At 70.4% G+C, this 25,236-nt stretch carries 22 protein-coding genes; 15 read left to right on the plus strand and 7 right to left on the minus strand.

Translation table 11 applies throughout. The features are described from left to right. The first annotated feature begins 145 nt into the window (after positions 1 to 145). Entirely contained in the window at positions 146 to 1,360 is a 1,215-nt protein-coding gene (locus tag CLT68_RS25945; protein WP_099854836.1) for a hypothetical protein, read from the plus strand. Then, positions 1,353 to 1,934 (plus strand): hemerythrin domain-containing protein, encoded by a 582-nt coding sequence (locus CLT68_RS25950; RefSeq protein WP_099854838.1) that lies wholly within the window; start codon positions 1,353 to 1,355, stop codon positions 1,932 to 1,934. Before CLT68_RS25945 ends, CLT68_RS25950 begins: the two co-directional genes overlap by 8 nt. Before the next feature lie 104 nt (positions 1,935 to 2,038). On the opposite strand, the gene CLT68_RS25955 is transcribed toward CLT68_RS25950, so the two are convergent. Together CLT68_RS25955 and CLT68_RS25960 are read right to left on the minus strand one after the other, a co-directional pair. Then, on the minus strand, positions 2,039 to 2,752 hold the full coding sequence (locus CLT68_RS25955) for a GAF and ANTAR domain-containing protein (protein ID WP_099854840.1): 714 nt from the start codon (positions 2,750 to 2,752) through the stop codon (positions 2,039 to 2,041). A 208-nt stretch (positions 2,753 to 2,960) separates the two neighbouring features. Beyond that, on the minus strand, positions 2,961 to 4,088 hold the full coding sequence (locus tag CLT68_RS25960; protein WP_099854841.1) for a glycoside hydrolase family 183 protein: 1,128 nt from the start codon (positions 4,086 to 4,088) through the stop codon (positions 2,961 to 2,963). Positions 4,089 to 4,318: 230 nt separating this feature from the next. On the opposite strand from CLT68_RS25960, the gene CLT68_RS25965 reads away from it, so the two are divergent. The 6 genes from CLT68_RS25965 (at position 4,319) to CLT68_RS25990 (ending at position 11,146) form a co-directional block, all read left to right on the plus strand. After that, the gene (locus CLT68_RS25965) at positions 4,319 to 5,761 is read left to right on the plus strand and encodes an FG-GAP repeat domain-containing protein (RefSeq protein WP_099854843.1); all 1,443 of its coding nucleotides are present in this window, start codon (positions 4,319 to 4,321) and stop codon (positions 5,759 to 5,761) included. Between the two features lie 19 nt (positions 5,762 to 5,780). After that, positions 5,781 to 7,412 carry an N-acetylmuramoyl-L-alanine amidase gene (locus CLT68_RS25970; RefSeq protein WP_099854845.1) on the plus strand — a complete coding sequence of 544 codons (1,632 nt, stop codon included), beginning with the start codon at positions 5,781 to 5,783 and terminating at the stop codon, positions 7,410 to 7,412. Between the two features lie 21 nt (positions 7,413 to 7,433). After that, positions 7,434 to 7,832: an FG-GAP repeat domain-containing protein gene (locus CLT68_RS33965; protein WP_099854847.1), complete on the plus strand. Its 399-nt coding sequence runs from the start codon at positions 7,434 to 7,436 to the stop codon at positions 7,830 to 7,832. 79 nt (positions 7,833 to 7,911) lie between these two features. Then, complete coding sequence (locus tag CLT68_RS25980) at positions 7,912 to 9,369, plus strand: FG-GAP-like repeat-containing protein (RefSeq protein ID WP_486482460.1); 1,458 nt, start codon at positions 7,912 to 7,914, stop codon at positions 9,367 to 9,369. A 15-nt stretch (positions 9,370 to 9,384) separates the two neighbouring features. Then, positions 9,385 to 10,377, plus strand: coding sequence for an esterase family protein (locus tag CLT68_RS25985; protein ID WP_099854851.1), 993 nt, complete (start codon positions 9,385 to 9,387; stop codon positions 10,375 to 10,377). Between the two features lie 58 nt (positions 10,378 to 10,435). Then, positions 10,436 to 11,146 (plus strand): DNA alkylation repair protein, encoded by a 711-nt coding sequence (locus CLT68_RS25990; RefSeq protein ID WP_099857638.1) that lies wholly within the window; start codon positions 10,436 to 10,438, stop codon positions 11,144 to 11,146. A gap of 8 nt (positions 11,147 to 11,154) precedes the next feature. Here the strand turns inward: CLT68_RS25990 and CLT68_RS25995 are convergent, their stop codons facing one another. Further along, positions 11,155 to 13,431, minus strand: a complete 2,277-nt coding sequence (locus CLT68_RS25995) for an LLM class flavin-dependent oxidoreductase (protein WP_099854853.1) — start codon at positions 13,429 to 13,431, stop codon at positions 11,155 to 11,157. Positions 13,432 to 13,575: 144 nt separating this feature from the next. Between CLT68_RS25995 and CLT68_RS26000 the strand changes: the two genes are divergently transcribed. Next, positions 13,576 to 14,103, plus strand: coding sequence for a MarR family winged helix-turn-helix transcriptional regulator (locus tag CLT68_RS26000; RefSeq protein ID WP_099854855.1), 528 nt, complete (start codon positions 13,576 to 13,578; stop codon positions 14,101 to 14,103). A gap of 18 nt (positions 14,104 to 14,121) precedes the next feature. Here CLT68_RS26000 and CLT68_RS26005 read toward each other — a convergent pair whose 3' ends face one another. Continuing rightward, positions 14,122 to 14,949: an SAM-dependent methyltransferase gene (locus CLT68_RS26005; RefSeq protein WP_099854857.1), complete on the minus strand. Its 828-nt coding sequence runs from the start codon at positions 14,947 to 14,949 to the stop codon at positions 14,122 to 14,124. A 241-nt stretch (positions 14,950 to 15,190) separates the two neighbouring features. Here CLT68_RS26005 and CLT68_RS26010 point away from each other — a divergent pair, with 241 nt between their 5' ends. After that, positions 15,191 to 16,126 (plus strand): hypothetical protein, encoded by a 936-nt coding sequence (locus CLT68_RS26010; protein WP_099854859.1) that lies wholly within the window; start codon positions 15,191 to 15,193, stop codon positions 16,124 to 16,126. Between the two features lie 118 nt (positions 16,127 to 16,244). Here the strand turns inward: CLT68_RS26010 and CLT68_RS26015 are convergent, their stop codons facing one another. After that, a complete protein-coding gene (locus CLT68_RS26015; protein ID WP_486482326.1) occupies positions 16,245 to 16,967 on the minus strand; it encodes an alpha/beta fold hydrolase in 723 nt (240 codons plus the stop codon). A 441-nt stretch (positions 16,968 to 17,408) separates the two neighbouring features. Between CLT68_RS26015 and CLT68_RS26020 the strand changes: the two genes are divergently transcribed. The 3 genes from CLT68_RS26020 to CLT68_RS26030 all read left to right on the plus strand — a co-directional run bounded on the left by CLT68_RS26020 (position 17,409) and on the right by CLT68_RS26030 (position 20,060). Further along, positions 17,409 to 18,269, plus strand: a complete 861-nt coding sequence (locus CLT68_RS26020) for an NADP-dependent oxidoreductase (protein ID WP_486482327.1) — start codon at positions 17,409 to 17,411, stop codon at positions 18,267 to 18,269. Positions 18,270 to 18,429: 160 nt separating this feature from the next. After that, on the plus strand, positions 18,430 to 18,846 hold the full coding sequence (locus CLT68_RS26025) for a YciI family protein (protein WP_099854863.1): 417 nt from the start codon (positions 18,430 to 18,432) through the stop codon (positions 18,844 to 18,846). Then, positions 18,846 to 20,060 (plus strand): sigma-70 family RNA polymerase sigma factor, encoded by a 1,215-nt coding sequence (locus CLT68_RS26030; RefSeq protein ID WP_199177146.1) that lies wholly within the window; start codon positions 18,846 to 18,848, stop codon positions 20,058 to 20,060. Before CLT68_RS26025 ends, CLT68_RS26030 begins: the two co-directional genes overlap by 1 nt. Positions 20,061 to 20,084: 24 nt before the next feature. Here the strand turns inward: CLT68_RS26030 and CLT68_RS26035 are convergent, their stop codons facing one another. Together CLT68_RS26035 and CLT68_RS26040 are read right to left on the minus strand one after the other, a co-directional pair. Continuing rightward, positions 20,085 to 21,674, minus strand: a complete 1,590-nt coding sequence (locus CLT68_RS26035; RefSeq protein ID WP_486482328.1) for a hypothetical protein — start codon at positions 21,672 to 21,674, stop codon at positions 20,085 to 20,087. Between the two features lie 126 nt (positions 21,675 to 21,800). Beyond that, entirely contained in the window at positions 21,801 to 23,012 is a 1,212-nt protein-coding gene (locus tag CLT68_RS26040; RefSeq protein ID WP_099854865.1) for an MFS transporter, read from the minus strand. Positions 23,013 to 23,057: 45 nt separating this feature from the next. On the opposite strand from CLT68_RS26040, the gene CLT68_RS26045 reads away from it, so the two are divergent. Both CLT68_RS26045 and CLT68_RS26050 read left to right on the plus strand, forming a co-directional pair. Further along, positions 23,058 to 23,603, plus strand: a complete 546-nt coding sequence (locus CLT68_RS26045; RefSeq protein ID WP_099854867.1) for an ABATE domain-containing protein — start codon at positions 23,058 to 23,060, stop codon at positions 23,601 to 23,603. A gap of 122 nt (positions 23,604 to 23,725) precedes the next feature. After that, complete coding sequence (locus CLT68_RS26050; RefSeq protein ID WP_099854869.1) at positions 23,726 to 25,180, plus strand: alkaline phosphatase PhoX; 1,455 nt, start codon at positions 23,726 to 23,728, stop codon at positions 25,178 to 25,180. The last annotated feature ends 56 nt before the right edge of the window (positions 25,181 to 25,236 follow it).

The following is a 25,236-nucleotide window of genomic DNA, read 5'->3' on the forward strand; positions in this document are numbered from 1 at the left end:
CACCCTCGTCGATGGCGGAGGCAACGTGTGACGGACCGGATTCCATTCCGCAGCCACCACCCCACGGCTGTGCCCTCAGCGCGGCCCGGGTGGCCCCGCACCCTGCCCTCCGCGTATGTCCCACCTCCCCCGACAAAGGAGAGAGATGTTCAACCCCCTGGACCACAAAGGAATCCCGCTCGACGGTCAGATCCGCAACTGGCGTGAACTGAACGTCGAGCCGATCGACCCGGAGGCGGTCGACCCGTACACCCGGTGCCGGATCATCACGATGAACGGCATCGAGGTCGAGGCGATCAACTTCCAGCACCAGTTCGCCCGGAACTGCCCGGACCAGGAGGTCCGCCGGCAGCTCGCCTACGTCCGGTACGTGGAGAGCCAGCAGCAGAGGGTGGTGAACTGGCTGCTTCCCGGCGTCGCCAGCGTGCTCGAGACGACGCTCGGCTACGAACAGGTGGCCGTCGACCTCACCGCCTGGGTGGCCCGACACGAACCCGACCCCTACCTCAAGCAGGCGTACGAGTTCGGCGTGCTGGAGGACTTCGACCACCTGTACCGCTACGCCAACCTCTACGAGATGGTCGAACGGCGTAAGGCGGAGAAGATCGTCAACGGTCTCACCGAGGTCATGCCGGGTCGGCCGACCATTCAGGAGCACCGGCACCCCTTCGACGAGGTTCGCACCCCGTACGACCGCAACTCGGTGGACCCGCGCTCGAAGCTGCACGCGTTGACGATCCTCTCGGCCGAGCAGCAGGTGATGTTCTACTACATGAACGTCGGCCCGCAGTACATGGAACCGATCGCGCGCCAGCTCTACCAGGAGATCAGCCTGATCGAGCAGGAGCACGTCACCCACTACGAGTCCCTGCTGGACCCGGGCGAGAACTGGTGGGAACGACTGCTCACCCACGAGTACAACGAGTGCTGGCTCTACTACTCCTTCCTGCAACAGGAGAGCGACCCCCGGATCAAGGCGGTCTGGGAGCTGCACCTGCAGATGGAGCTGGCTCACCTCCAGCAGGCCGCCGACCTGTTGCGCCGGCACGACGGCCGGGAACCCGAGGAGATCGTCGGCACGGCCGGGTTGCCGGAGCCGCTGACCTTCGAGCCCAACAAGGACTACCTGCGCCACCTGCTGGCCACCCAGATGGATCTCACCAAGCTCGGCGAGGGCTACGTCCGAGAGGCCCACGAGCGTTTCGAGTGGATGCAGGAGCAACTGCACGACGGTCAGAAGCCGCCGAGCGAGCAGGTCATCGACATGCACCGGGAACGCTTCGGCGACGAGTACCGGATGGAGACCGAGGGGCCGCACCCGATCGAGACGCTGCGCGCCGAGGGAGGCAGCCATGCCTGACACCGACGCCCCGACCACGCCCGGGCCCGAGGAGGACGTGGTCGACCTGCTGCTCGCGCAGCACGCCCAGATCGAGCAGCTCTTCCTGCTGGTCATCGGCAGCACCGGCGACACCCGGCGGGACGCCTTCGACGATCTGGTCAAGCTCCTCGCCGCGCACGAGACCGCCGAGGAGGAGGTCGTCCACCCGCTCGCCCGGACGCTGCCCGGTGGGGGTGGTGACGCGATGGTCGACGACCGGCTCGACGAGGAGCGGCAGGCGAAGGAGACCCTGCAAACCCTGATCAAGGGCGGTGTGGACGCCGATGGCTTCGACACCGGGATCGTCCTGCTGCGCGACGCCGTACTCACGCACGCCCGTTACGAGGAGCGCTACGAGTTCCCCCAGCTGCGCCAGCACGTCCCGGTCGACCGGCTGCGCAGCCTCGCCACCGCCGTGCGGGCGGCGGAGGCGTCCGCGCCGACGCGGCCGCATCCCAGCGCCCAGTCCGCGAAGGGCAACCTGGCCGCCGGTCCGGTGCTGGCCGTCATCGACCGGGTACGCGACGCGGTGCGCAAGCCGTCGGAGAGCTGACCGGAATCAGGCGGGCGGTGATCCGGTCCGCGTGATCTGCCGACAGGGCCACCCGCCTCGCGCGGGTGGCCCTGTCGGTGAGCAGCGTGCAGTCGCGGCGTGGCTCACCCGCGCTTCTTTCCGACGGCCTGGGCGACAAGGGCCTCCGCGACCTCGCGCACCTTGCGGTTGGTGTCCTGGGAGATCTTGGACAGCAGCGCGAACGCCTCCTCGGACGAGCACCGCCGGTCCCCCATGATGATCCCTTTGGCCTGCTCGATCACGGCCCGGCTGCGCATCGCCTCCTGCATCTGCGCTGCCAGTGTGGCGGCGTTCTCGTACAGGTGCGCGTTGGCCAGGGCCACCGCCGCGTACGCGGCGAAGCCTTCCGCGTTGGCGATCGAGGACGAATCGAAGGCGTTCGGCGAGTCGCTGTAGACGTTGAGCGCGCCGACCACCGACCCCTGGATGGGCAGCCCGATCGAGAGAGAGCTCTGCACCCCGGCGGCGCGGGCCTTCTCCGCCCATGCCGGCCAGCGCTCTTCGGTGGTCATGTCCGGCACCGAGATGGTGTCACCGCTGGCGGACGCGTCCAGGCAGGGGCCGCGGTGCTCCTCGTACTGCCACTCGTCCAACTGACGGGCCAACTCGCCGGTGAATGCCCCGGTCGAACCGACCTGACCCCGAACCAGGGTGACGGTCACCTCCCTGGTCCCGGGAATGCTCCGGTTGGCGAGGTCGGCGATCCGGCCCAGCATGTCGTCGAGGCTGATCTCGTCGAGTCTGACCCGGCTCAGCTCGGCCAACGCGTCAGCGGGTTGCATCGTCGGCTGCGTCATCGCCGTGGGCCCTCCTCGATCAGCGTCCGCCAAAATGCGACATTCCGGGATGGCCGGCACCCCGTCAACTGTGCTCCGGGGCGTTCGTCGTCAATCTTGGTCCTACCCCCTGAATCACCCACTCACACCCCGCCCGGAATGTGGCGGGCCGCGTTCCCGCCGATCGGCTCAGGCAGGTCGGGCCCAGGAGCGCCAGGTCAGCGCCTCGTCACACTGAGCCGGCGAACTGGCTGACGTGGTAGGCGGTGCTGCGGCCGTCCGGCGTACGCGTCCACTTGGAGACCATCAGGTGAAGATCGTTGGCGTTGCGACTCGACCAGGGGTGGATGAACCCGCCGTAGAGCGCCGGCTCCTGCCAGCTCGTCACCTGGATCTTCTCCGCCGTCCACGCCCGGTCCGGTCCGGACGCGGTCCGGGTGACCAGGCACCCGTTCTGGCAGTTCAGGTATGACATCACCCAGGTCCCGTCGGCCAGGCGGCGCACCGATGGTTCACCGAAACGGCCGGTGAGGATGGGTGTGCAGGGCCGGCCCCAGCCCCAGTTGGTGCCGTTCCAGCCCCAGCCCTCGTAGGACTCGGGGTAGAACAGCCGGTCCCAGCGGACGCGGCGCAGCATCATCGGGCCGTCCTGCCGCCCGGCGCGCACCGAGAAGACATAGACGTGATCGCCGTCGCGCTGCATGGTCCACATCTGGAACGGGTCCCTGTTGTCCGGGCTGTTCCACCACTTGAGCGGCGTACGGACGAAGTCGTTGCCGTTGTCGGAGAACGCCAGCCCCGCATAGCGGGACTTCCACTGCGGCCCGGCCGGGCCGGCGGAGTTCCAGTTCTCGATGCTCATGTAGGAGATGACCTGCCGGCTGGTCTCCGGGAAGCTGATGCCGTCGTTGGGGATGACCGTCACCTCCGGCAGGCCGTCGATGCCGATGCCGTGGTGGCCGTTGTGCATCAGCTCGGGCGCGCGTCCGTTGCCTGCGACCCGGGCGGCGCTGTCGAAGACCACTCCACCCGGGGCGGCGGGGTGGACGGCGGAACGCAGCATCACCGGCGAACGCCAGTCGTTCGGCACGGGCGGCCCCTCGGGCCACGGCGTGTCGAAGGTGTCGCCGAAGAGGTAACCGATCGAGCCGTTCTCCAGCACGTACGGGATGCCCAGATCGGTGCCGGCCACCCGCCAGCGGCTGGAGGTGTCAAGGTCGGCACCGGTCAACCGCTTCTTCCACACCGCGGCCTGGGCCGGCGCTGCCGTTGTCAGGACCGTGCCGACGGCACCGAGCGCGCCGGCCGCACCTATCGCGGCGGCGCGACCGAGCAGCGAGCGACGACGCACACCCATGGCTGTCCCCTCCGGTCGGATCGATGCCCTCGACACCGGTTGCGGGCGAGTAAACCCGCGACAATCGTCGGTGTCAATACCTGCCCGCCCTGACCCGTGCAATGAAGGAATTCTTCATGACGCATTGACATCGATCATCGCCCTGATGACACTCTCAGCATTCGATACGGGTGTCCGAGGCGGTTCGCGACGCCACCAGGATGGCCGCTCGACCCCCTGGGAGGAGCAGCGTGAGACGTACTCTCCTGGCCCTGCTGGTCGCCCTCGGCACCGCCGCGGCGACGGTCACGGCGGCGCCCGCGCAGGCCGACCCGGTCGGCACCCTGGCCTGCACCTCCATCCCGGCCAACCGCGACCCCGCAGTGACCCTGGTCGTCTACCGGGTCGCCCGCGCGCACAACGCCAACGACAAGGTGACGCTGTCCGCCTTCGAGGCGGGCTGGGTCGAGTCACACATGAACAACCTGCCGTGTGGCGACAAGTCCTCGCTCGGGGTCTTCCAGCAGCGCTGGGACTACGGCTGGGGCACGCCGGAGCAGATCATGGACCCGGTCTACGCCAGCACCCAGTACGTCACCCGGGCGATCGTCTGCGACCGCAACAACCCGGGGTTCAGCGCCGGCCAGGTCGCCCAGTGCGTCCAACGGTCGGGTTTTCCCGACCGGTACGACCAGGCGGCCGCCACCGCGCGGGCCCAGCTCAACGAGGCGGCCCGGACCCACGCCATCGCCGGCGGATCCGCCACCGACGTCACCGGCGACGGCCGCGACGACATCGTCGGCTTCACCCAGAACGCCCTCGCCGACGTCTACGTGGCCACCTCCACCGGCGGCTCGTTCGCCGGCACCTCGGTGAAGTGGAACGAATTCTTCTCCATCGGTGGCGAGACCGCCTCCACCGGCGACGTCAACGGCGACGGCCGGGACGACATCGTCACCTTCGCCCACAGCAACACCGGCGACGTGTACGTCGCGCTGTCCACCGGCACTTCGTTCGGCGGCGAAGGGAAGTGGCACGACTGGTTCGCACCGGGTGCGGAGATCGGCGCGGTCGGCGACGTCGACGGTGACGGGCGCGACGACATCGTCGCGTTCACCCACAACCCCGCCGGAGACGTGTACGTCGCGCTGTCCACCGGCACCGGCTTCGGCCCCGGCCTCAAGTGGCACGAGTACTTCAGCCCGTTCGGCGAGTTTCCCGCGCTCGGTGACGTCAACGGCGACGGCCGCGACGACCTCGTCACCTTCACCCAGGGCCCCGCCACCGCCAGCGACGTCATCGTCGCCCTGTCGAACGGCAGCTCGTTCGGCGCCGCGCAGAAGTGGCACGACCTGTTCGCCGTCGGCGCCGAACTGCCCCGCGTCGGTGACATCAACGGCGACGGACGCGACGACATCGTCACCTTCACCTGCAACGCCGACGCCGACGTCTACGCCGCCACCTCCACCGGCACCGGCTTCGCCGGGACCACAGTGAAGTGGAACGAATACTTCTGCCTGGCCGGCGAGTTCCCCTACCTCGGTGACGCCGACGGGGACGGCAGGGACGACCTCATCGTCTTCACCAAGGGCGGCACCAACGACGTCCACGTCGCACGCTCCACCGGCACCGGCTTCCTCGGCGCCACCAGATGGCACGACTTCTTCGGCCTCAACGGCGAGACGACGCTGTGACCCGCGGATTGGAGACCCCATGCGACTGACCAGGCGCAGGTGCGCCCTCATTCTGGCGGCGGTGCTCGCCGGGCAGGTCGCGACCGCGCCGGCCCACGCGGCCCGGCCGGTGGCGCCCGGCCCGCTCGCCGCGGACTTCGCCCGGGCCTCCGCCGAGTTCGACGTGCCCCGCGACCTGCTGGTCGCCGTCGGCTACGGCGAGACCCGCCTGGACGGGCACGGCGGCCTGCCCAGCCAGGCCAACGGATTCGGCGTCATGCACCTCGTCAGCAACCCCACCCAGCACAGCCTGGAACGGGCGGCCACGCTCACCGGCGAGCCGGTCGACCGGCTGCGCTCGGTCACCTCCGCCAACATTCGCGGAGGCGCCGCGGTGCTGCGTGACCTGGCCGACAGCGAGGGACTGACCGCCGGTGCGCGCGACCGGCTCTCCGCCTGGTACCCGGTGGTGGCGCGCTACTGCGCCGCCGCCGACGACTCGACGGCCCGGCTCTACGCCGACCACGTCTACGACCTGCTGCGCACCGGTATCGCGGCCACCACCGTCCGGGTCGCCGCGCAGCCGGTGCGCCCCGAACTGGGCCGGTACGCGTCGATCACCCCGGCTGGCGCCGGCCCGAACGTCGCCGCGGCGGCGGTGCCCGAGTACGGCCCGGCCCGCTGGGTCTCCGCCTACGGCGGCAACTACCAGGCCGGCCGGTCGTCACGGATCACCACCGTCGTGGTGCACGTGACCCAGGGGTCGTACGCCGGCACGGTGAGCTGGTTCCAGAACCCGTCGGCGGGGGTGAGCGCGCACTACGTGGTGAAGTCCAGCAACGGTGAGATCACCCAGATGGTGCGCGAGGGAGACACGGCCTACCACGCGCGCTCGGCCAACCCCTACGCCGTGGGCATCGAGCACGAGGGGTTCGTGGACAACCCGGCCTGGTTCACCGACGCCATGTACCGGTCGTCGGCCGCGCTGACCCGCTACCTCTGCGAGAAGTATGGGCTGCCGAAGACCCGCGCGGCGATCAGGGGGCACAACGAGATGCCCGGCAACGACCACACCGATCCCGGTCCGAACTGGAACTGGAACTACTACATCTCCCTGGTCAACGCCGGCGGCTCGGGAGGCCGCTACCTGGCGGGTTCACCGACGGACTTCACCGGCGACGGGCGGGACGACGTCGTGAGCTTCACACAGGGCAGCCTCAACGACGTCTACGTGGCCACCTCCACCGGCAGCGCGTTCACCGGTACGTCCGTCAAGTGGAACGACTTCTTCGGCCTCAACGGGGAGACCCTGCTGTCCGGGGACTTCAACGGCGACGGGCGCGACGACATCGTGGCCTTCACCCACGGCTCGCTCGCCGACGTGTACGTGGCCCTCTCCACCGGCACCAGCTTCGGCGGTGGCCTGAAGTGGCATGACTGGTTCGCGCCGGGCGCGGAGGTCGGTGCGGTCGGCGACGTCGACGGCGACGGCCGCGACGACATCATCGCGTTCACCCACGACACGAACGCCGACGTGTACGTGGCGCTCTCCACCGGTACAGGCTTCGGCCCCGGCCTCAAGTGGCACGAGTACTTCTCCATCCCCGGCGAGTTTCCTGCCCTCGGCGATGTCAACGGTGACGGCCGCGACGACATCATCACCTTCACCTAGGGGCCGCTCACGGCGAGCGACGTGATCGTCTCCCTCTCCGCAGGAAGCGGATTCGGCGCGCCCCAGAAGTGGCACGACCTGTTCGCCGTCGGCACCGAACAACCCCGCGTCGGCGACATCAACGGCGACGGACGCGACGACATCGTCACCTTCACCTGCAACACCGACGCCGACGTCTACGCCGCCGTCTCCACCGGCACCTCGTTCGTCGGCACCACAGTCAAGTGGAACGACCTCTTCTGCCTGCCCGGCGAGTTCCCCTACCTGGGTGACTACAACGGCGACGGCAAAGACGACATCGTCGCCTTCACCAAAGGCAGCTTCAACGACGTCCACGTCGGCCTCTCCACCGGCACCACCTTCCTCGGCGCCACCAAATGGCACGACTTCTTCGGCCTCAACGGCGAAACCACCCTCTGAGTACGTCAGGAGTCCCGCCATGTCCCGGCCTTCGCGTACCCCCGTCCTCCGCGCCCTGGTCGCGCTGCTCACCCTGGCCATGGCGGTCCTGACCGCCGTGGTGGTGTCACCCTCGCCAGCGATGGCCGCACCGAACTTCAAAGCGCCGTTCCCGTGCGGACAACGCTGGACCTACGACCACCACAGCGCGGAGGTGCGGCAGGCGTTGGACTTCGTGCGCGCCGACGGCGGCGCCACCGGAGGCACCCCCCAGATGGCGTCCGCAGCGGGTGTGGCCCGGCACTACTCCCAGCCCAGCGGGGCCGGCAACTACATCGTCGTCGACCACGGTGGGGGCTGGACGACCTACCACTTCCATCTCAGCGCCTACTCGGTCGCCAATGGCGCGTACGTGCAGCAGGGACAGCAGATCGGCATCACCGGCAGCACCGGCAACTCCTCCGGGCCGCACGTCCACTACGAGCAGCTCTACAACGGAGTCGGACAGACGATCGTCATCAACGGCGCCTCGCTGGCTCCCTACCCGGCCCAGTACAACCAGAAGTACCTGGTCAGTGACAACTGCGGCGCCTCGTCGGGCGGCCGCTACCTGGCCGGCTCGCCGACGGACTTCACCGGAGATGGTCGCGACGACATCGTCGCCTTCACCCGCGGCTCACTCAACGACGTGTACGTGTCGGCGTCCACCGGCTCCTCGTTCGCGGGGACGTCGGTGAAGTGGAACGACTTCTTCGGACTCAACGACGAGACGCTGCTGTCCGGGGACTTCAACGGCGACGGGCGCGACGACATCGTGGCCTTCACCCACGGCTCGCTCGCCGACGTGTACGTGGCACTGTCGAACGGGTCGTCGTTCGCGGGCGCCACGAAGTGGCACGACTGGTTCGCCCCGAACGCCGAGGTGGCCGCGGTGGGGGACGTCAACGGCGACGGCCGCGACGACATCGTCGCCTTCACCCACGACGGCGCCGGGGACGTGTACGTCGCGTTGTCCTCCGGTTCGTCGTTCGCCGGAACGGCGCTCAAGTGGCACGAGTACTTCTCGATCGCCGGGGAGTTTCCTGCCCTCGGCGACGTCGACGGTGACGGCCGCGACGACATCATCACCTTCACCCAGGGGCCGCTCACGGCGTCGGACGTGATCGTCTCCCTCTCCACAGGAAGCGGATTCGGCGCGCCCCAGACGTGGCACGACCTGTTCGCCGTCGGCACCGAACAACCCCGCGTCGGCGACATCAACGGCGACGGACGCGACGACATCGTCACCTTCACCTGCAACGCCGACGCCGACGTCTACGCCGCCGTCTCCAACGGCACCTCGTTCGTCGGCACCACAATCAAGTGGAACGACCTCTTCTGCCTGCCCGGCGAGTTCCCCTACCTGGGTGACTACAACGGCGACGGCAAAGACGACATCGTCGCCTTCACCAAGGGCAGCTACAACGACGTCCACGTCGGCCTCTCCACCGGCACCACCTTCCTCGGCGCCACCAAATGGCACGACTTCTTCGGCCTGCCCAACGAGACCACCTTCTGACCCAGGGAGACTCCAATGCTCGACGTACCCCCGTCCGCGTCGATCAGCCGGCGCCGGCTGATCGGTGGCTCCGCGGCGGTGGCCGCCGCCGGGCTGTTCGCCGGCGCCCTCGCCGCGCCGTCCGCCGCCATGGCCGCCACCGACGGGTACGGCCTGCGCATCGTCGACCGCAACGAGAACGGCGGCCGCCTCCAGTACTACCGCTTCGCCACGGATGCCATCGGGTGGGACCCCGGCGTCAACGTGCTGCTGCCTGACGGGTACCACACCAGCGGCAAGCGGTACCCCGTGCTGTACCTGCTGCACGGTGGCAACGCCGACTTCCGCACCTTCCACCTCCAGGAGAACATCATCGGTCTGACCGCCGGCCGGGAGGTCATCGTCGTCATGCCGGACGCGTCGACCGGCTGGTACTGCAATCCGGTGAACAGCTTCGTGGGACCGCGCAACTGGGAGACCTTCCACATCGCCCAGTTGCTGCCGTGGATCGACGCGAACTTCCGTACCTTCGCCGAGTACAACGGACGCGCGGTGGCCGGCTTCTCGATGGGCGGCTTCGGCGCGTTGAAGTACGCGGCCAAGTACTACGGCCACTTCTGCTCGGTCAGCTCACACTCCGGGCCGGCCAGCCTGCGCCGGGACTTCGGGCTCGTCGTGCACTGGGCCAACGCCACCTCCGCCGCGCTGGACCTCGGTGGTGGCACCGTCTACGGGATCCCGCTTTGGGACGAGGCCCGGGTCAGCGCCGACAACCCGGTCCAGCGCATCCCGAGTTTCCAGAACAAGCGGATCTTCCTGGCGGCCGGCACGTCACCCGACCCGATCAACTGGTTCGACACGGTCAACGAAACCCAGGTGCTCGCCGGTCAGCGCGAGTTCCGCGCGGCACTCGCCCGGGCCGGTATCCCGCACGAGTGGCGCGAGGTGCCCGGCGGGCACTTCTTCCGCCACGACCTGTTCGTCCAGGACCTCAACGGGATGCTCGGACGACTACGCCGCGCCGGCTGAGGTGGCCTGCGGCGGACGCGGCGTCGTGGCCACCGACCGGCACGGTAGCTTGCAGGTCATGGCCACGAGCGTCGACGTCCGTCGAGACCTCGCCAGCCGTGCCGACCCACGTCGCGCCGAGGCGTCGAGCCGTTTCCTGCAGATGGTCCCCGGCGGTTACGACGAGGGCGACCGGGCCATCGGCGTGTCCGTGCCGGACCAGCGCACGGTGGCCGGCAGATACTGGCGCGACCTCTCCCTGGCCGAGACAACGACACTGCTGCACTCCGACGTGCACGAGGAGAGGCTGACGTCGCTGCTCATCCTGGTCCGCAAGTTCACCAGGGGCCACGAGCAGGAACGGGGCGAGATCTACCGCCTCGTCCTGGCCAACACCGACCGCATCAACAACTGGGACCTGGTCGACTCGTCGGCGCCGTACATCGTCGGCCCCTGGCTCGTCGACAAGGAGCGCGGCGTCCTGGACCGGCTGGCCGGGTCTGACCTCGTGTGGGACCGGCGCATCGCCGTCATGGCGACTTTCGCCTTCATCAAGGCCGACGACTTCGAATGGACCTTCCGGCTCAGCGACCGGCTCCTGCAGGATCCGCACGACCTCGTCCGCAAGGCGGTGGGCTGGATGCTGCGTGAGGTGGGCAACCGGGACAGAGCGGCGGAGGAGGAGTTCCTGCTCCGCCGCTACCACGCCATGCCCCGGGTCATGCTGCGGTACGCGATCGAAAAGTTCGAACCGCAGCGACGGAGGGAGTACCTGTCCGGCACGCTCTAGACGACCGGTCAGCCCGGTGTCGCCGGTGAGATCGGGAAGTTCCGGTTGAAGACGTTGTCCGGATCGTAGGTGGCCTTGATCGCGCGCAGTCGGCTCAGCGTGGGCTCGGGCCAGGCATCCAGCAGTCGAGCCGGGTCGGTGTCGGACTCGAAGCTGAGGTACATGCCGTCCAGATGCGCGTACAGCTCGGCCCACAGCTTGTCGAGTTGCGGCCTGCGGTCCGGGACCGTTGCGGCGAGCACCGAGAAGTTCTGCTCCCGGTGCGGGTACGCGGTCGCGTCGCGAGCGACGTCGTTGACGGCCGCGCCGACGGACCGGAGCTGCATGATCATCACGTCGCCGGAACGGATCATGTTTTCCATGAGGTCCGCTGCCTCCGGTGTGACGTGGTGCAACAGCCCGCTGCGGGTGTCCCGCAGACCCTGACCCCGATGGTCGTTGCCGGGTGGCACGACGATCGCCGGGTACGGCACGAGTTGCGCCTGCTGATCGAGGATCGGGCCGATCTCCAGGAACGGGCTCAGCGCGGACTGCGCCGCCTCGACGTCGTCACCGGCGTACACGAGGGTTACCTGGGCCATCGGGGGGTTTCCACGGCGGCCCGGGAAGAGGGACAGGAAGCTCGTCAGGTCCCGCGGCGCGTCCTCCACGAGCCGGCCCCAACGGTGCAGCAGTTGGGCGGTGTCGGTGGCGTCCGCGACGAGGTGGGCGTAGACGACTTTGTCGACCTCGTACGCCTCCAGTTCGAGGGCGGTGACGACGCCGAAGTTGCCACCGGCGCCACGGACGGCCCAGAACAGATCAGGATGGTGCTCGTCGTCCACGCGGAGCAGGCGGCCGTCGGCGGTGACGATCTCGGCGGCGACGACGTGGTCGATGGTCAGGCCGTGCCGGCGCGCCAGATAGCCGACGCCTCCGGTGGTGGCGAGGCCACCGACGCCCACGTCACCGTAGTCACCCGAGCTCATCGCCAGGCCGTACGGGGCGAGCGCCTGGGCCACCTCCCCCCAGCGGGCGCCCGGCTCCAGCCGGATCCGGCGAGTCGCCCGGTCCAGCACCTCGACCCGGTTCATCCTCGACATGTCGATGACGATCCCGCCGTCGTTCGTCGACCGGCCGCTGATGCCGTGCCCGCCGCTGCGCACGGACAACGGGACGTCCTGGGTCCGCGCGTACGACACGGCATCGACCACCTCGGCGGTGCTCTGCGGCCGGATCACCAGAGCCGGTGACCCCTGCCAGCTGTAGGTGTGGCGCACACCCTCGTACTCCGGATGGCCGGGCTCGACGGCACCGGTGGTCAGCGATGCGGGCAGCGCGTAGTAGTCGAGGCCCGGGTGCCGCTCGGACCGGGCGGCGACCGCGTGGGTCGGTCCGGTGCCGGACGCGGTTCCCGCCCGCTCCCTCGCGACCGCCTCCCGTAGCGCGGGGGCGATCTCCTGCCCGAGGGTCTGGATCAGTCGCGGGTCGTCCCGACCGATCAGGAAGGTGCTGAAACCCTCTTCCAGGACCAGCGGGAGGAGTTGTTCGACCCACTGCTCCGCGGGGCCCTGGAGGAAGCCACGGCTGCGCGACGAGACGTCGACGGTGAACAGATTGAGCAGTCGCCGGATCTCCCGAGGGTCACGTCCCGCCCCGACCGCCGCCTCGTCGATGAGCCGGTTGGCGGTCACCCGGTCTGGGGACCGCAGGTATTCCAGGGTCGGCAACCAGCCGTTGGCCTTCTGACCGGTCAACGCCAGCATCTTCGGCTGGTACGCGCCGAGCCAGATGTCGATGTCGTGGGCCGGCGCGGGGCCGCGCCGCATGCCGGGGATCGGGTAGTACCTCCCGTCGCGCCGCAGCGGCCCGGGGGCCTCGGCGTCCCAGACCCCTCGCAGGACGTCGATCGCCTCGCGCAGCGCCTCGACACCCTGCCCCGCCGTCAGCCGACGAGCGCCCATGCCCTCGATCCCGTCCCAGAACGCGCCGGCGCCGAGGCCAAGCTCGAAACGGCCGTGGGACAGCCGGTCCAGGCTCGCCGCGGCCCTGGCCAGGACGGCCGGCGGACGCAGCGGAAGGCTGAGGACGTTTCCCGAGATCCGCAGTCGTTCGGTGCGGGCCGCGACCCAGCTCAGCAGGGTCCAGGTGTCGAGGAACTCGGCGTTGTACGGGTGGTCCTGGAAGGTGGTGAGGTCCAGTCCCGCCGCTTCGGTCAACTCAGCGAGCGCCATCACGTGGTCGGGGTCCTGAGCGGTGGGCGTCAGAAACGTGCCGAAGAGAAGTTCGTGCCCGTAATCAGACATTTCGTCAGCATCTCCGTGGTCATGTTGCCAGAATATAATCTGCACAGCAGATCGTATGTCCCACAACGCACTTGCCCACTGGCTAATTCCTCGGTGCACAGGAACTTCGGTTTGATCAACACATCGCCTGCTAGCGTCCGGTGCATGTCCGCCACCGACGCGTGCGAGCTGCCGGCCGACCGCAGGCGCGGTTCGACCTTCGGCTGGTCACTGGGTGTCGTGCTGCGCCGCTGGCACGAGTACGTCGAGGAGACACTGAGCGACCTGCCGCATCGCAGCCGGGGCTACCACATCCTGGCCGTCGTCGTACACGAGGACGTGCCCACGCAGGGCGCGCTGGCCGCGCGCCTTTCCATCGACCGCAGCGTCCTGACGTACGTCATCGACGACCTGGAGAATGCCGGTCTCATCGAGCGGAAGCTCGACCCCCAGGACCGGCGCGCCCGCCGGGTCGTGGCCACCGACCGCGGGAGTGCGGCACTCGCCGAGGCCGAGCGGCGGGTCGCCCACGCCGAGGACCACGTGCTGGGCGGGCTGCCCGAGGATCAGCGCGACGCCTTCCGCGACTTCGCCGCCCGCGCCGCCGAGGCGATCCACGCCGCCGCGCCCGCCACGGACCCCTGCGTCGCCGTGCGGAGCGTCCTTCCGCAGACCGAGCAGTCAGACGGGTAGGCCGCCGGGCCGCTAACCTCAGTTCTTGCGGCCCACCCCGCCGAAGGCGTCGATGTCCTCGGGCGTGTCGACCGCGTCGTCGGGTCGCCAACGCGGGCACGGCACGACGCCCGGCTCCACCAGCTCCAGCCCGTCGAAGAACCCGGCGATCTCGTCGGGCGAGCGAAGCGTGTACGGGGTCGCCCCGGTGTCGTTGTAGTCGTCCTGCGCCTGCTGCATCTCCGCGCTGATCAGGCTCGTGCCGTCATTGAGCGAGAGGTAGCTGCCGCTCGGCAGCGACGCCAGCAACTGCCGCGTGATCGCACGGGCCGTCTCGTAGTCGGGCACGTGGCCCATGACGCCGCTGAGGATGAGGCCGATCGGCTGCTGGAAGTCGAGCGTCCTGCCGGCCTCGGCGATGACCGCGGCCGGGTCGTGCAGGTCGCCGTCGATGTACGCCGTCCGGCCCTCGGGAGTGCCGACCAGCAGCGCACGGGCGTGCACCAGCACCAGTGGGTCGCTGTCGACGTAGACGATCCGCGCGTCCGGCGCGATCCCCTGCGCCACCTCGTGCGTGTTGTTGGCGGTCGGCAGCCCCGTGCCGACGTCGAGGAACTGGCGGACTCCCGCCTCGCCGGCGAGGAACATGATCGAGCGGACCAGGAACTGCCGGGAGGCACGGGCGACGTCGACGACACCGGGGAAGACCTGCCGGTACTGGTCGCCGGCCTCACGGTCGACAGCGAAGTTGTCCTTGCCGCCGAGCCAGTAGTTCCAGATCCGGGCCGAATGCGGCACCGACGTGTCGATCTTCTGCGGCACGTCGACGTCGTCGGCCCCGGGTCGGTCAGTCGCCTGCGAGTCCATGGTCACGACGAACCCCTCACCTCGACCGCGTACGCCACTCCGTCGCGGGGACAGCCCGGTCGAGGACGCCGTCGCCCGCGACCGTGCCACGGTATAGAAGGCAGAGAATCGGCGCCACCCTGCCCACCCGCCGGGCGAGGATCGCTCGCCTGTGGATCGGCGACGAACCTCACCCGAGCGAGGGAGTGCGTTCCCCTGCCGGCGGGGGCCGTCCGCGCACCGGTCCCGCGAGGATCGACGCATGACGACATCGGCACCGGCCGTCCGCGAGGCGGGCCATGGCCTGACGTACGCAGTGCTCGGCTGGGCCGTGGCATACGGGGGTTTACGTCTGGCGTGGACCGTCGGTGAGGCGCCGGAGTTCGGGCGGTTCGGCACGGACCTGCTGGGTTTCACCGGCTGGTGGTCGGTGGCGATGTGCGTCGCGGCGGGTGTCCTGGCGGTTGCTCTGGACCGGCTGGTGGTGTGGCGGCCAGTGCTCGCGGCAGTCGCCTGGTCGACCGCCGGGGCGCTGGTCGCCGCAGCCGCGATCCTGCTGCCGGAGCTGGTGGGCTTCCTGCTGTTCACGGTCGGCCCGTACTTCGACCCGCTCGCGTTCGCCAGCCGGCTCGGCTGTGTCACCGGAGCGGTCCTGCTCGGCCTGGCCACCGCCCGCTATCAGCGGCGTACCCGGGGCGACTGTCCGGACTGCTGCCGGACGGTCCGACCGGGTCTGCGGCGCCCGACACCAGCGTGGTGGGCGCGGTGGGCCGCGTACGCCACAGTGACCGGCCTCGTCGCCCGATTCGCGGCCCAGGCCGTGGTGGGATTCGACGGTCTCACCGACGACGCCACAATGGTCGGGCTGATGATCGGCATGGTGCTGGCCGGGGTGTTGTTGCCGCTGGCGCTGGTGCACCACTGGGGTGAGGTCTGGCCGGGATGGGTGCCGCTGCTCGCCGGCCGCACGATCCCTCGTCTGGTGTTGCTGGTGCCCGGCTTCGGCCTCGGGACGGGCATCGTGGCCTACTTCGGCATGGGGATGGTGCAGGTGGTGTCGGGATCGGAGAGCGAGTTCTCCGACGCGTTCCTCTGGGTGGCGATGTCGGCGTACAGCATCCTGGGGCTCGGCCTCGTGGCGGCGTCCAGCGACTACCACCTGCGGACCCGCCGGCCGTGCGGTGCCTGCGGCCGGTGACCGGCCCGATCGGGACCGCCCACCGGGGTGCCCGCCGACCGTTCGGTCGACGGGCACCGCACCCGCTAACGGCGGCAGCGCCACACCAACGGCCGGGGCGTGACGGAACCGCTCGGGCTCAGGACGATCCGCGTACCGCCTCGATGATGCTCTCGGCGACCTCGCCGGGCTGGGACACCGTCATCGCGTGGGAGGCGCCGGTGACCTCCCGGACCCCGCGAGCTCCGGCCCGCTCGGCCATGAAGCGGTGCGCGGCGACCGGGATGTTGTGGTCTCCCTCGCCGAAGACGAACCAGCTGGGCAACAACTTCCACGCCGGCGTCGTCGACGCCAGGCCCTCGCCGAGCGCCTGCTCGGTCACCGGCCGCTGCGTCCGGGCCATCACCGCCGCCATGTCCTCGGACACGTCCTGGACGAACTGTTTGTGATAGGCGTTCTGGGCGATCGCCACCTCGTTGCCGCCGGTCGCCACCGGGTAGGAAACCAGGGTGTCGGCGAGCGTGCTGCCGGGGAACTTGCCGGACAGCGCCAGCGCCGACTCACCCGTGTCCGGGCAGAGCGCGTTGACGTAGACCAGGGCACGCACCATCGGGTCGCCCGCCGCCGCTTCGGTGATGACCATGCCGCCGTACGAGTGGCCGACGAGCAGGACCGGTCCGCCGACACCTCGTACCACGTCCCGGAGGTATGCGGCATCTCCGGCGACGCTGCGCAGCGGGTTGGCGGCGGCCACCACGGAGTAGGCCGCACCGAGCCGCTCGATCACACCGTTCCAGCTCGCCGACTCGGCGAACGCGCCGTGAACGAGGACAACAGTGACGTCTTGGTCTGACACGGCCATCGGCTCCTTTGCCTGAGGACGGGCTCGGGTGGACGCCTCGTCCGACTACGTGGGCGCGGCTGATTACCCACCCTGCGACCAGGAAACGTCGCGTTCAGGTCGGACGAGTCGTGCCGAACCGCCGTTGGTAGGCGGCGGGGCCTGCGACTACCTCGGCGTCCACCGCGCGGGGACTTCAGGAACGAGTTCCTGCGGGTCCAGTTCGACGGGATGAAGAATCGACCCGAGACCACGAACGGCACGGTCAACTCCGACGTCCTCGAACACTTCATTCCCGGCCTGCCGCGCGTCACGACGATCGAGCGCATCCTCAATTCGCCCTGGCCGCACCGACCGGACTCAAGCTCCCATCCGACGAACTCTTGTGGAAAGGATCCGAGTATGCGAGCGATCACCGTGCGAGACCGTGACGCGGGCGTCAGTGGACTCACCCTGACCGACATGCCATACCCGCACGCTGCGGAGAACGACGTCATCGTGCGCGTACACGCCGCAGGGTTCACTCCCGGAGAGCTCGGCTGGCCGGCAACGTGGACCGACCGCGCCGGCCACGACCGGACACCCAGCATTCCCGGCCACGAGCTGTCCGGTGTCGTGGTCGAACTCGGCTACGGGACCACCGGCCTCAGCGTGGGTCAGCGGGTGTTCGGCCTGACCGACTGGGCCCGCAACGGGTCCCTGGCCGAGTACACCGCGGTGGAGGCCCGCAACCTGGCCCCTCTCCCGGCCGACATCGACCACACCGTGGCCGCAGCCCTGCCCATCTCCGGGCTGACCGCGTGGCAGGCACTGTTCGACCACGCCCACCTCACGACCGGCCAGACCGTCCTCATCCACGGCGCGGCGGGCGGTGTCGGCTCGATCGCCGTCCAACTCGCCCGGGAGGTGGGCGCCCGGGTGATCGGCACCGGCCGAGCCGACGACCGTGCTGCCACCCTCGCCCTCGGCGCGCAGACCTTCGTCGACCTGGACGCCGACGATCTGCGGCAGGTCGGCGAGGTGGACGTGGTGCTCGACGTCATCGGCGGCGACATCCTCACGCAGTCGACCGAACTGGTACGCCGGGGCGGGACACTGGTCACCATCGCCATGCCGCCCACAGTGCAACCCAGGGACGGGCGAGCCATCTTCTTCGTCGTCGAACCTGATCGCGTCCGGCTGGCCGACCTCGCCCAGCGCCTTCGTACCGGACGGCTCAACCCCGTCGTCGGCGCCGTACGACCACTGGCCGAGACGGCCGCCGCGTTCGCCCGCCACCGTCGTACACCCGGCAAGACGATCATCCAGGTCGCGGACGAATAGTCCGACGGCTTTCGCGGTTGAGGCGGGACACGGATCGCAGGAAGGGGCAGGCTGCGTCCCGGCGAGAGATTATTCAGGGGCCGTGTCGATCCGCGGGCCGCTCGTTCGACGTGGGGGTGCGAGGCCCGCCGGGCGGCCCCGCCGGACGAAGGAGAACGCGATGGCGCAGTACATGCTGATCATGCGGGGCACCGACGAGACCAACGCGGCCGTGATGGCCAACGTCGACGAGCTGATGACCGCGACCCGCCTGTTCATCGAGGAGGCGGCCAAGGCCGGCGTCTACGTCGCCGCCGAGGGGTTGGACGATCCGAGCCAGGGCGTCGTGGTGCACTTCGGCGACGCGGCACCGGTGGTCACCGACGGGCCGTACGGGGAGACCAAGGAGTTGTTCGGTGGCTTCTTCCTGCTCGACGTCGCCTCGATTCAGGAGGCTGTCGAGTGGGCCAAGCGGGTTCCCTCGGTTCCCGGATCCAAGATCGAGATCCGTCGGGTGCCCGGTGAGGACGAGGTCCCGCAGGACAGCGGGAAGTTCGTCACGGAAGGGACCTCGCACGGGAGCAGCGGCCGGGTCTGATGGGTACGGCCGACATCGAGGCCGTCTGGCGGATCGAGTCGGCCCGGATCGTCGCCGCGCTGACCCGGTTCACCGGCGATTTCGGGCTGGCTGAGGACGCGGCCCAGGAGGCGGTGGCCGAGGCGCTGGTGTCCTGGCCCCGTGCCTCTCCGGCCAATCCGGGCGGCTGGCTGATGGCCACGGCCCGGCGGCGGGCGATCGACGCGATCCGCCGCCGGGCCGCCCTACGGGACCGTTACGCCCTGCTGGCCGCCGAACCCGCAGTCGACCCGGAGATCGACCCCGACCGGATCGGCGACGACATCCTGGCGCTGATGTTCGTCAGCTGCCACCCGGTGCTCTCCCCGGAGACTCGGGTGGCGCTGACCCTGCGCGTGGTCGGCGGCCTGTCCACCGAGGAGATCGCCCGCGCGTTCCTCGTACCCGTGCCGACCGTGCAGGCCCGCATCACCCGGGGCAAGAAGACGATCGCGGCGGCCCGGGTGCCGTTCGAGCTGCCGGCCCCCGATGAGCGCCGGGAACGGCTGGGTGGTGTGCTCAGCGTCCTCTACGTGATCTTCACCGAGGGTTCGACGGCCACGTCCGGCGACCGGCTGCTGCGTCCCGACGTCGCGTACGAGGCGATCCGGCTGGCCCGCACGCTCGCCGCGCTGCAGCCGGACGAGCCGGAGGTGCACGGCCTGCTCGCGCTGTGCGAGCTGACGGCCGCGCGCTTCCCGGCCCGCACCGCCGCGGACGGCACGCCGGTCCTGCTCGAGGACCAGGACCGCCGACTGTGGGATCCCGCGGCGATCCGCCGCGGGCTGGCGGCGTTGGCCAGGGCATCGACCCGCGGCCTCCGCCCCTATGGTCTGCAGGCCGCCATCGCGGCCACCCACGCGTCGGCGCCCTCCGTCGAGGAGACCGACTGGGACCGGATCGTGCTGCTCTACGAGGCACTCGGTCGGGTCGCGCCCTCCCCGGTGGTCGAGCTCAACCGGGCCGTCGCCGTCGCCATGGCCTCGGGGCCGGCGCAGGCCCTGTCCATCGTGGACGGTCTGGTCGCCTCGAACCGACTGGCCGGGTCGTACCTGGTCCCGACCGTACGCGGGGAGCTGCTGAGCCGTCTCGGTCGCCGACCTGAGGCGCGCGCCGAGCTGGAGCTGGCCGCCCGGCTCTGTGCCAATCAGCGCGAGCGCGCAGTGCTGCTCCGCAAGGCGGCCGCGCTGAGCTGACTCCGCAGACTGGACGCCGCGCCGTCACCCACCGGGGCGGCTGCTCGTCAGCCAACCGGTGAGCTGCTGGCTGGTCTCCGCTGCGAGCGCCGCCGCCGCTCGTGCGGCCAGGGTGACGAGCTCAGCGTGCTCCGTCCCCGTCACCTGCAGGGGTGGCTGAGGGACACGGTGCGAGGCTGTCCATGTCGCGTCACGGGTGATCCGGGTGGCGTCGGCCGTGCCCCGCTCGGCCAGGCGTGGGTCCGCGTCGACGGCCAGGATCAGAGCGGCGCGCAACTCGACGCTGACACCCCGGCCGCGCAGGAGCCGGTAGCCGGCCCGGCGCAACTCCACCCGGCCATCCCGCAGCAGTTCCCACGCCAGGGCCGGCGGCAGAGCGCCGGCGACCGGGCGCAGGGCCGCGGTGACCTCCCGCACCACCGCCGGTGACGGGTCCCGCAGCAATGCCGCCATCTCCCCCACCCCGACCGCGTCCAGCAGCCGCAGACCCCGTACCGCCTGCGCGCGCAGCCTCGCCTGCTCATGACCCAGCAGCCGTTGCAGCAACGGGGCGTCCGCCACGGAGCCGATCTCGGCGAGCCCGGCGATCGCCCCCGAAGCCGGGTCACCGGTGCCGACGACGCTCCGGTAGTGCTCCCGCGCGTCGGTACCGAGGCGGCGGGCGGCGTCCCGGGCCACCGCCCGTACCAGCGGCGCGTCATCGTCGAGGCACGCGGCGACCTGGGCGTCGTGCCCCGCGCGGACCAGCCCGGTCAATGCCACCGCCCGCACCTCGGCCCGAGCCGATCGAGCCAGACGCTTCAGGGCGTCGAGCCGGCGGGTCCACACCGCCTCACGGCACGCCGCCTCCGCCGCCCGCGCCCGAACCCGCACATCCGGATCCGACTCGGCAAGGGCCACAAGATCGGGGAGGCGCAGGCTGCCCTGCGCCAGGACGATGTCGAAGACGAACCGGCGCTGCCGGCGACCGCCCGAATCGAGCAGACCCCGCCACACCTTCTCCGTCGCCGCGAACACCGCCGCCCGCACCTGGGCGACCGCGAAGCCGGCACGCAGGCGCGCCTCAAGACGGAGCACCACCGGCACGACCGCCGGCAGGTGGGCCACCGGATCGTCGGCGAGCAGCACCGCGAGCCCGGCCCGGGCCCGATCCCGGACCGGCTTGACCCAGTCCGCGGTCCGCAGCACCAGGAACGGCATGGCCTCCGCGCGCGGGCGACCGGCCATCGTCGCGACCGCACGCTCCCGGATCCGCCCGTCGCCATGCATGCTCGCCAACACCGTCGTCACCGGACCGGAAGAATCGCCGGAGAACCGTGCCGAGACCCACCTCAGCGCGGGCTCCTGGTAACCGCCACGCCACGGCGCCGACCGCGCGTGCTCGTCAAGCCGCACCAGCAGCTCCGGCATTCCGGCCACCAGCGCCACGGCCGACCACGCCGCCTCCTCGTCGCCTACGGCATCGACAGCCAGCAGCACCTCGACCAGACGGTTCAGTGCCTCCCACCGGCCGGTGCGAGCCTCGTCGACCGCGACCCGCACCGACCCGGGCAGGCCGTCCTGTCCCACCGGCGAAGGCGGGCGATCCCCGGTGACGCGTCTGCTCCCGATCATGGCGACATCCTGCCCCAGCCGACCAGCCCGACCGAACCCCATTTCCGGCCGAGCGGCGAACCGAGGCGGACGGCAACTCCACCGGGTCGGGCCCGTGCCGCCAGCCCTGCCAGGCGGCACCTTCCGCTAGCGGCGGCGGAGCAGTACGCCGCCCGCTGTCCCCGCGACAATCGGAAAGGCGGCGACCAGCAGCAGTTGGGCGCTCACCGGCAGGTGGGAGGCGAGGCCCAGGAGACCGGCACCGATCGCGGAAGCCGCCACCTTCAGTCCGGCGCCGATGGTGAAGACCTGCGTACGGGTCGTCTCGGTGGCCAACTCGTTCCGGGCCAGGAACAGCGCTGCGGCGAACGGTCCGGTGAAGAGCCCCGACAGCGCAAACAACGCTGCGGTCAGCGGTAGGGAGTGCACGGCGGCCGCCAGCGCGAGGGGTACGCCGACCGCGACCATGGCCCAGACCGTCACAACCGGCGCGCGGGGGGCCGGCATCGGCCTCCAGGCCCAGAGCAGGGAGCCCACGAACGCACCTGCGGCGATCACGCCGAGCAGCAGGCCAGCGCGCGTGGGTTCGTGCGCGGCGGCAGCCAGGGTGGTGGCGACCACGGCGAGACCGCCCAGGCCCAGTTGGCCGAAGCTGGTCGCGAGGGTGAGCACTCGCAGGGCCGGATCGCGCGCGACCGCGCGGGTGCCGTGGAACAGGCCAGCGGTTCGTGTCCGCGCCGCCACGGTGTCGGAGGTGGGCAGATGCAGGGAAGCGACGCCGAGTGCGCCGAGCCCGGCGATGATCGCGAGCGCGAGGATGGCGGTGCTCGGGCCGGCTGCCGCCGCGACCAGCCCGACCGCCGCCGGCCCGGCCATGCCGGCGACGTTGTAGAAAAGCGAGTCCAGCGCGAAGGCACGAGCCTCGTGCCCGGGTCCCGCCAGCTCGGCCAACCGGCTGGTCAGCCCGCCGGTCACCGCCGGTCCGCAGCACCCCGCCAGCACGAGGACGAGGTAGGTCTGCCACAGCGGCGCGTGACCGAGCAGGGCGACCGGGGCCGCGAGGGCGCCGGCGAAGACGGTGATCGCGCCGGCGAGCACGGCCGCCGGCCGTCGCGACCGGTCCACCAGCGTGCCGACCAGGGGTGCGGCCACCACGTGTGGAATGAGCAGGGTCGCGACCAGCGTTCCCCCGACGGCGGCGCTGTCCGCCCGGTCCAGGGCGAGAAGCACCAGCGCCACCCGTGCGCCCTCGTCGGCGGTACGCGCCAGTAGCGCTGCGGCCAGGTAGTGGGCCAGCCGTGCGCCGTGCCGGCGGGTGCCGGGATCGGTTGCCGTCACCTGTTGGACCGGTGATGCCATCGAATCACTCTTGCATCGCCTCGCGTCACCGGTCAAGATGGTGACGTGAGATTCGAGTTCATTGCCGACCGGCCGGTACTGGACTTCCTTCCCACGCTCGCCGAGCGCGGCCACACCGACGTCGAGCAGCTGACGGCCCCGCAGGATCTCGCGGACTGGGCCGTTCAGGCTGGCGTCGTCGAGCAACCCCCTCATGTGGACGATGCGGCTCTGCGGCAAGCCAAGGATCTCCGCGAGGCGATGTTCCGCCTGGTCCGAGCCCTGATCGACGGCACCGACGCGGCCCCGGCCGATCGCGAGCTGGTCAATGATGCCGCGGCTGGACCGCTACCCGAGCTGCGCCTGGACGTCGACGGGGTGCACCGGACGGGCGACACCGACGCCGTCCTGACGGTCCTCGCGCGCGACTGCCTGGAGTTGCACGCCAGCGACGACCGTCACGGCCTCCGGTGGTGCGCCGACGAGCACTGCACACGAGCGTTCGTCGACCGGTCGCGAGGCTCGCGGCGACGCTGGTGCGGCATGCGCGGCTGCGGAGATCGCGCCAAGGCCGCCGCGTACCGCCGTCGACGGCGAACCTCGGCCCCCTGAGGGCAGCGGCCCCGATTCTTCACCCCGATGTCACCGAGCGATCCGGTCCGCGACGTTTCGGTGTCCGCCCGCAGGAGTTGGCTGCCAGTCGTCGCACTTGTCCTGACCAGGAGCTGATCCCTGTGCCTTCCTCTCGTCGTACCTTCCTCGCTGGCAGCGCCGCCGCCGGCGTTGGCCTTGCCGTCGCCGGCGGCCTGCCGTCGCTGGCCCAGGCCAGCCCGGGCCGACCGCACCCGCCGGTCAAGTCCGGTCACGTGCCCTTCCCGCCGCTCATGGACGACCCGAAGGGAATCCTGGCCCTGCCCGAGGGCTTCAGCTACACAGTGGTCACCCGGACCGGCGTGACCCGGCTCGATCGTGGCCAGGGCATGACCCCGGCCGACCACGACGGCATGGCCGTCTACGACGCCGGCAACGGCCGCTACACCCTGATCCAGAACCACGAGATCGACCCCGGCGCGGAGTTCGGCGTGCCGCACGTCAAGGGAACGGTGTACGACCCGGGCGCTGTCGACGCCGGCGGATGCACCGTGATCAGGACCGACCGTGCGGGCCGCAACCTGGGTGAGTTCGTCGCCCTCTCCGGCACCATCTCCAACTGCGCCGGCGGGCCCACCCCCTGGGGGACCTGGCTCACCTGCGAGGAGACCGAGGACCGGGCCGGCGACGAGTGGGAAGAGGGCGGCCGGTCCGGCGTCTACCAGAAGGACCACGGCTACGTCTTCGAGGTCTGGGCCGACGGCAGCGCCGACCCGAGGCCGATCAAGTGCCTGGGTCGCTACTCCCACGAGGCCCTGGCGGTCGACAAGGACCGCACCCACATCTACCTCTCCGAAGACGCCGACGGGCCCAACGGCCTCTTCTACCGCTGGTCGGCGCCGCGCGGCGTCAAGGTCGGTCCCGGCGTGCTCACCCGGCTCGCGCCCAACGCCGGCGTCCTCGCCGCGATGCAGATCATCATGGACGACGGTTCGGTGCTGCCGGACGTCGCCTACCTGACCTCCGCGCAGCTGGGTCGCCCCTTCCCCGTCCGGTGGATCGAGGTGCCGGACCGCGACGCGCGGGACAGGTCCGTACGCGAGCAGTTCACCGATGGCCAGGTCACCCGCGGACGCAAGTTCGAGGGTGTGTGGGGCACCGACGAGGGCGTGTACGTGGTCAACTCGTACGCCTGGGACGAGGGTGACCTGCCGGCGGACGCGGCACCGCACGACGGCATGGTCTGGTTCTACGACTACAAGGCGCAGACCATCCAGCTGGTGACGTACTTCCCGCACCAGAGCGCCTCCGAGGAGGGGACGCCGGTCAGGTACAACGACATCACCTTCGACGGCCCGGACAACGTGACCGTCACACCGTGGGGAAGTCTCGTCCTCGCCGAGGACGGCAAGGGCACGTCCCACGTGCTCAGCGCGGTCCCGGGCGGCCCGACCTACGCGATCGCCCGCAACCAGCTCAACGACTCGGAGTTCTGCGGGCCGACCTTCACCGCCGACGGCAGGGTGCTCTTCGTCAACATGCAGGACCCCGGCCTCACCCTGGCCATCACCGGGCCGTGGGAGAAGTACCTGGGCTGAGCTCGGATTCGGATCGATCGGTGGGGGCGGGCGGACCGCCCGACCCCCACCGCGTC

The organism is Micromonospora sp. CNZ299 (genome assembly GCF_002754415.1).

What these genes read in the sequence shown, in the direction of transcription:
- CLT68_RS25960 (WP_099854841.1), bottom strand. Translation starts at nt 4,088, where the DNA reads ATGGGTGTGCGTCGTCGCTCGCTGCTCGGTCGCGCCGCCGCGATAGGT.
- CLT68_RS25980 (WP_486482460.1), top strand. Translation starts at nt 7,912, where the DNA reads ATGGCGGTCCTGACCGCCGTGGTGGTGTCACCCTCGCCAGCGATGGCC.
- CLT68_RS26010 (WP_099854859.1), top strand. Translation starts at nt 15,191, where the DNA reads ATGACGACATCGGCACCGGCCGTCCGCGAGGCGGGCCATGGCCTGACG.
- CLT68_RS26040 (WP_099854865.1), bottom strand. Translation starts at nt 23,012, where the DNA reads ATGGCATCACCGGTCCAACAGGTGACGGCAACCGATCCCGGCACCCGC.
- CLT68_RS26000 (WP_099854855.1), top strand. Translation starts at nt 13,576, where the DNA reads ATGTCCGCCACCGACGCGTGCGAGCTGCCGGCCGACCGCAGGCGCGGT.
- CLT68_RS26015 (WP_486482326.1), bottom strand. Translation starts at nt 16,967, where the DNA reads ATGGCCGTGTCAGACCAAGACGTCACTGTTGTCCTCGTTCACGGCGCG.
- CLT68_RS25955 (WP_099854840.1), bottom strand. Translation starts at nt 2,752, where the DNA reads ATGACGCAGCCGACGATGCAACCCGCTGACGCGTTGGCCGAGCTGAGC.
- CLT68_RS26035 (WP_486482328.1), bottom strand. Translation starts at nt 21,674, where the DNA reads ATGATCGGGAGCAGACGCGTCACCGGGGATCGCCCGCCTTCGCCGGTG.
- CLT68_RS26030 (WP_199177146.1), top strand. Translation starts at nt 18,846, where the DNA reads ATGGGTACGGCCGACATCGAGGCCGTCTGGCGGATCGAGTCGGCCCGG.
- CLT68_RS26025 (WP_099854863.1), top strand. Translation starts at nt 18,430, where the DNA reads ATGGCGCAGTACATGCTGATCATGCGGGGCACCGACGAGACCAACGCG.
- CLT68_RS26005 (WP_099854857.1), bottom strand. Translation starts at nt 14,949, where the DNA reads ATGGACTCGCAGGCGACTGACCGACCCGGGGCCGACGACGTCGACGTG.
- CLT68_RS25990 (WP_099857638.1), top strand. Translation starts at nt 10,436, where the DNA reads ATGGCCACGAGCGTCGACGTCCGTCGAGACCTCGCCAGCCGTGCCGAC.
- CLT68_RS25945 (WP_099854836.1), top strand. Translation starts at nt 146, where the DNA reads ATGTTCAACCCCCTGGACCACAAAGGAATCCCGCTCGACGGTCAGATC.
- CLT68_RS25995 (WP_099854853.1), bottom strand. Translation starts at nt 13,431, where the DNA reads ATGTCTGATTACGGGCACGAACTTCTCTTCGGCACGTTTCTGACGCCC.
- CLT68_RS25950 (WP_099854838.1), top strand. Translation starts at nt 1,353, where the DNA reads ATGCCTGACACCGACGCCCCGACCACGCCCGGGCCCGAGGAGGACGTG.
- CLT68_RS26020 (WP_486482327.1), top strand. Translation starts at nt 17,409, where the DNA reads ATGCCATACCCGCACGCTGCGGAGAACGACGTCATCGTGCGCGTACAC.
- CLT68_RS25970 (WP_099854845.1), top strand. Translation starts at nt 5,781, where the DNA reads ATGCGACTGACCAGGCGCAGGTGCGCCCTCATTCTGGCGGCGGTGCTC.
- CLT68_RS25985 (WP_099854851.1), top strand. Translation starts at nt 9,385, where the DNA reads ATGCTCGACGTACCCCCGTCCGCGTCGATCAGCCGGCGCCGGCTGATC.